The 5666-nt window shown below is 67.7% G+C and carries 7 protein-coding genes; all 7 read left to right on the forward strand.

Annotation, left to right across the window (positions count from 1 at the left end):
* Positions 1-407, forward strand: a 407-nt coding sequence (locus HLK59_RS47680; RefSeq protein WP_171147942.1) for an MFS transporter, incomplete at its 5' end; no start/stop codon positions are given.
* On the forward strand, positions 358-1530 hold the full coding sequence (locus HLK59_RS47685) for an acetoin utilization protein AcuC (RefSeq protein WP_171147943.1): 1173 nt from the start codon (positions 358-360) through the stop codon (positions 1528-1530). The genes HLK59_RS47680 and HLK59_RS47685, both read left to right, overlap by 50 nt.
* A 126-nt stretch (positions 1531-1656) precedes the next feature.
* A complete protein-coding gene (locus HLK59_RS47690) occupies positions 1657-2472 on the forward strand; it encodes a phosphatase (protein WP_171147944.1) in 816 nt (271 codons plus the stop codon).
* Between the two features lie 129 nt (positions 2473-2601).
* Positions 2602-2814: a helix-turn-helix domain-containing protein gene (locus HLK59_RS47695; protein WP_004984898.1), complete on the forward strand. Its 213-nt coding sequence runs from the start codon at positions 2602-2604 to the stop codon at positions 2812-2814.
* 155 nt (positions 2815-2969) lie between these two features.
* Positions 2970-3068, forward strand: coding sequence for an AURKAIP1/COX24 domain-containing protein (locus tag HLK59_RS47700; RefSeq protein ID WP_003948845.1), 99 nt, complete (start codon positions 2970-2972; stop codon positions 3066-3068).
* Positions 3069-3334: 266 nt separating this feature from the next.
* Positions 3335-4396 carry an NAD-dependent epimerase/dehydratase family protein gene (locus HLK59_RS47705; RefSeq protein ID WP_171147945.1) on the forward strand — a complete coding sequence of 354 codons (1062 nt, stop codon included), beginning with the start codon at positions 3335-3337 and terminating at the stop codon, positions 4394-4396.
* 14 nt (positions 4397-4410) lie between these two features.
* Positions 4411-5463 (forward strand): lysophospholipid acyltransferase family protein, encoded by a 1053-nt coding sequence (locus HLK59_RS47710; protein WP_171147946.1) that lies wholly within the window; start codon positions 4411-4413, stop codon positions 5461-5463.
* The last annotated feature ends 203 nt before the right edge of the window (positions 5464-5666 follow it).

The raw sequence follows: 5666 nt of genomic DNA on the forward strand, positions 1-5666 counted from the left end.
TGGTGGTGGTGCGGGCGGGGGCCGTGGTGGCCGCGCTCGGGTTCGCGGTGGTGGCTTCGGCGCCCGGGGCCTGGGTCGGGATGCTGGGATTCACGTTGCTGGGGCTGGGGTTGTGTGTGCTGGTGCCGCAGACCTTCGCGGCTGCCGGGCGGTTGTTCCCGGGGGCTTCCGATGCGGCTGTCGCTCGGCTCAATGTCTTCAACTATGTCGGGTTTTTGATCGGTTCGCCCTTGGTGGGGGCCTTGGGCGATGCGTGGAGTTACCGCGGAGCGATGCTTGTGCCGATGGTGTTGGTGCTGGTGACGCTTGTGTACGCCCGGTCGTTCGCCGCTCAACCGGACCGATACGGTGGCGGGCATGAGCGGCCGCGCACAGCTGATGTGGGACGAGGCAGTAACGGGCTATGACTTCGGTCCGGACCATCCGATGGATCCGGTCCGGTTGGCTCTGACCCGGGGATTGGTGAGTGCCTTCGGGCTGGACCGGGAGGTGGACGTCGTATCGGCGAAGCCTGCCGGGGAGTCCACGCTGCGGCTGGTGCACCGGGAGGACTACATCGAGGCTGTGAAGGCGGCGTCGACGGAGCCCGGGGCGGCGGATGGGACGTACGGGCTGGGGACCATGGACGATCCGGCCTTCGCGGGGATGCACGACGTGTCCGCCCTGATCGCAGGGCAGTCGGTGGGCGCTGCCGAGGCGGTGTGGCACGGGGACGCTCTGCACGCGGTGAACTTCGCGGGTGGGCTGCATCATGCGATGCCGGGGGGCGCTTCGGGGTTCTGTATCTACAACGATGCTTCGCTGGCGATCGCGCGGTTGTTGGAGCTGGGGGCCGAGCGGGTCGCCTACATCGATGTCGACGTGCATCACGGGGACGGGGTGCAGGCGGCGTTCTGGGAGGATCCGCGGGTTCTGACGATCTCCCTGCACGAGCATCCTCGGACGCTGTTCCCGCAGACCGGGTGGCCGGAGGAGACGGGGGCCGACTCGGCGGAGGGCAGCGCGGTGAATGTGGCGCTGCCGGCGGGGACCGGGGACGCGGGGTGGCTGCGGGCGTTTCACTCGGTCGTACCGGAGTTGATCGCCGATTTCCGTCCGCAGGTCCTGGTGACCCAGCATGGCGCCGATACGCACTTCGAGGATCCGCTCGCCCATCTCGCTGTCTCGCTGGATGCGCAGCGGGCTGTGCAGGTGGCCTGTCATGAGCTGGCGCACGAGTACGCCGACGGGCGGTGGGTGGCGCTGGGCGGGGGCGGGTACGCGGTGGTCGATGTGGTGCCGCGGTCCTGGACGCATCTGGTGGGGATCGCCGCGGGGCGGGCCGTGGAGCCGGAGAGCGTGATCCCCGAGAGCTGGCGGCAGGAAGTGTTCGCGCGTACCCGGCAGTTGGCGCCCATGCGGATGACCGACGGGCGGTGGCCGGTGAGTTGGGCCGACTGGGAGTCGGGGTACGACCCGGCGGACCGGTTGGACCAGGCGGTGCTGGCCGCGCGGCGTGCGGTGTTTCCGCTGCGGGGGCTGCTGGCGTAGGGCGTCGGGCTTGCCGGCGTAAGGCGGAGGGCCGGTTGGCGTAGGACCGAGGGCTCGTTACGCCAACTGTGCGGTGTTTCTTCGTTCGCCTCCCGTGTCCTGCTTCCGTCCGTCACCATCACTCCCGTGTTGAGCACCGGCGCGCTGCGCGCCCATTTGTTGGCTGCTCGTCTGGCTGGGCCTGTGGCTACCTCGCGGGAGGAGAGCCTGCGGAGTTATCGGCTTTTCGCTGCTCGTGATCCACGCGTGCTGATCGGTATCGATCCCGAGTGGACGTGGGGGCAGCGGGATTTGATCGAATTGATGGCCGATAAGTGTGGGGTTTCTGGCGATCCGAGACAGACTCAAGGCCATGATGTGATCGATCCTGAGCGGACTCTGGCCGCTCTGGATGCCTTCGCCGAGCGGATCGGGGCAGTTGCCCAGCGTGGCGGCACCGTGCTCCTCGGGACCGGGCATCCGCACCGACTGCTCGGGTTCTACGCCGCCTTGGCGGACGCGCTGTCGGCGGCGGGATGTACCGTCCTCACCCCTGCGCATGGTCGCTGTGTCGACATAACGACCCGGTTCGGTCTACGCACGTACAACCTTGACTACGTACGAGGAGTCGCGTTCGTGCGAGAACCGGGGGCGCCGAGCTCCGGTAGTGCGACCGGCGCACACACGCACTCGCCCCTCCCGGTTCGGGCTGCCCTGGCCGCTGCCGCGGACGAGGGCGGGGTGCTTCCCGAGCTTGTCATCGGGGATCACGGGTGGGTCTGCGGGGCAGGTCAGCTGGGGTTTGAGGCCATTGGGCTCGCCGATACCGATGACCCCGCGCTCTTCGTGGGAGAGGCCGAGGGGGTCGTGTCCGTCGTCGTTCCACTTGATGACGCTGTGCGGTCTGATTACTACCGGCCGCTTACCCGCTACGTACTCAATCGAGCGTGTCTGTCACAGTAGGCCGCCGATGGGTGCACCTCTTCCCCACTCGCATCACCCGCCCCTACATTGGGGAGTGAGCACGCAACGACGAAGAGTCACCGGAAGGGGAAGCCGGTGGCCGTCGAGTGCGGAAGGTTCAGGTGTGTCATGGCTGCAGCTGGCGAGAGGCCTCTGAACGAGGTTCAGTTCCTTACCGTGGCGGAAGTCGCCTCGGTGATGCGAGTGTCGAAGATGACCGTGTACCGGTTGGTGCACAGCGGTCATCTGCCCGCTATCCGGGTGGGGCGGTCCTTCCGCGTCCCCGAGCAAGCGGTTCACGAGTACCTTCGCGAGAGCTATGTGGGGGTGGAAACCGCCTGACGGCTGTGGGGCGGGGGATCCTCAGGGCACAGCAGGGATCCCCCTTTCCCCCTCGATTACGAGCTCAGCGCTCAGGCGGGTAGGCTAGCCCCTCGTAGGTCGTATGGGCCCATGGCGCCCAAACGCCGAGTGATGAGAAGTGAGCGAGGGTAGTCGTGGGCTCTGTTATCAAGAAGCGGCGCAAGCGGATGGCTAAGAAGAAGCACCGCAAGCTGCTCAAGCGCACGCGCGTTCAGCGTCGTAACAAGAAGTAAGGCGACGCCGCGCAAGCAGCGTGATTTGTGGCCCCCCACCACACCCGGTGGGGGGCCACACGCATATCCGGAATCGGATGCCGGGCTGCTGAGCTCTGTGCGTATGTCTGACACCGGCTGGCTTGGTCTCGTCGTATGTCTGTGGAAGTCGTCACTTCGTGCATTGGGCGGTCATCACAGCGCAACATCGACCCGCTAGGTTGGCCGCAGACGGGGAACACGGCAGGGTACGCAGGGGACGAGTGCTGAAAGAAAGGCGCTGAATCTTGGGCAAGGTCGTGCTCGTGACCGGAGTGGCCCGTCAGCTGGGGGGCCGGTTCGTACGACGGATACAGCGTGACCCGCAGGTGGACCGGGTGATCGCCGTCGACGCGGTGCCGCCGGAGCATCATCTGGGCGGGGCCGATTTCATCCAGGCCGACATCCGGCAGCCCACCATCGCGCGGGTGCTCGCGGAGACGGGCGCCGACACGGTCGTACACCTGGATGTGACGGCCATGGCGCTGGGCAGTGGCAGCCGGACCATGGTCAAGGAGACCAACGTCATCGGCACCATGCAGCTGCTCGGTGCGTGCCAGAAGTCACCGACGGTCAAAAGGCTCGTCGTCAAATCCAGTACCAATGTCTACGGGTCCGCGCCTCGCGATCCCGCCGTCTTCACCGAGACGACTCCTCCCAAGTCGCTGCCCAGCGGCGGCTTCGCCAAGGACACCGTCGAGGTCGAGGGGTATGTGCGGGGGTTCGCGCGGCGGCGGCCCGATGTGGCCGTGTGTGTGCTGCGGTTCGCCAACATCCTGGGGCCCAGCGCCGATACGCCGCTCGCCTCGTACTTCTCGCTGCCCGTGCTGCCCACCGTGCTGGGGTACGACCCCCGGTTGCAGTTCGTGCACGAGGACGATGTGATCGAGGTGCTGCGGATCGCCTCGCACGATCCGGAGCGGGGCACGCTCAACAGCGGGACGTTCAACATCGCCGGCGACGGGGTGCTGCTGCTGTCGCAGTGCTCGCGCAGGCTGGGGCGGCCGACCGTGCCGCTGCTGCTGCCGGCGGTCACCTGGGCCGGGTCGCTGGTGCGTACGCTCGGGGTGACGGACTTCTCGCCCGAGCAGATCCGGCTGCTCACGCACGGCCGGGTCGTGTCGACGGCCCAGATGCGGGAGACGCTCGGATTCCAGCCGAAGTACACGACGGCGGAGACCTTCGCGGACTTCGCGCGTGGCCGCGGACCCGGACTGGTGCCGCCGGAGGCCCTCGCGGGGGCCGTCGACCGGATCGCCGCGCTGCCCGTCCTGGGCGGCGGCCACCCCCCGACGCAGAGCGCCAACTGAGGAGCGCATCAACGATGGCGGACGCCAAGGTCATTCCGTTCGACGACGACCGGTCCCGTGGGGCTGCCGTACAGCGGCCGTCGCGGCGCCGGAGCGCGGGGAGCAGGCGCAAGGGGGCCGAGCCCGCGGTGGTCCGTGAGGTCCAGCCTCTGCCCAGCAAGACGCCGGCGCAGGATGATGTCCCTGTGACGCGTGAGGAACAGCCGCCGCAGAAGGCGCAGGACGAGGGCGGTATCGAGCGGCGGATCGCGGGCGGGCTGTCCTTCCTGCGGCGCCGGCTCACCGGTGACTACGACGTCGATGACTTCGGTTACGACGAGGAGTTGACCGACCAGGTCCTGATGTCCCTGCTGCGGCCGGTGTACGAGAAGTACTTCCGGGTCGAGGTGAAGGGCATCGAGAACATCCCGGCGGAGGGTGGCGCGCTGATCGTCGCCAACCACTCCGGGACGATTCCCATGGACGGTCTGATGATGCAGGTCGCCGTCCACGACAACCACCCCGCGGGACGGCATCTCAGGTTGCTCGCCGCGGACCTGGTCTTCATGCTGCCGGTGGTCAACGAGCTCGCCCGCAAGCTCGGGCACACCCTGGCCTGTGCGGAGGACGCCCAGCGGTTGCTGGGGCAGGGCGAGTTGGTCGGTGTCATGCCGGAGGGCTTCAAGGGCATCGGCAAGCCGTTCAGCGAGCGGTACAAGCTCCAGCGTTTCGGCCGCGGTGGTTTCGTCTCCACGGCGCTGCGCAACGGGGCGCCGATCATTCCGTGCTCGATCGTCGGCGCGGAGGAGATCTATCCGATGATCGGCAACGCGAAGACCCTGGCCCGCCTGCTCGGCTTCCCGTACTTCCCGATCACTCCGACCTTCCCGTGGCTGGGCCCGCTGGGCGGGATCCCGCTGCCGACCAAGTGGACGATCCAGTTCGGCGAGCCGATCCGCACGGACGGCTATCCGCCGGAGGCGGCCGAGGATCCGATGCTGATGTTCAACCTGACGGACCAGGTCAGGGAGCAGATCCAGCACACGCTGTACAAGTTGCTGGTGCAGCGGCGGTCGGTGTTCTTCTAGGGGTTTTCGGTTTTCGGTGTGATGACGATGGGGCGGCCTTCCGGAGAAGGGCGCCCCATCGGGGTGTGGGAATCGTCGTGTGGGAGGAGTTAGCCGGCGTCCTCGCTGTCGATGCCCAGGCCGGGGAGGAGGCCGGGGACGGTCTCTTATCAACATCTGGCGCCGCCAGCGACGTGGCAGGGTGAGGGCACGGGGTAGGCCCG

Origin of the sequence: Streptomyces sp. S3(2020) (genome assembly GCF_013044505.1) — a bacterium.
In the GTDB taxonomy this organism is placed as follows: domain Bacteria; phylum Actinomycetota; class Actinomycetes; order Streptomycetales; family Streptomycetaceae; genus Streptomyces.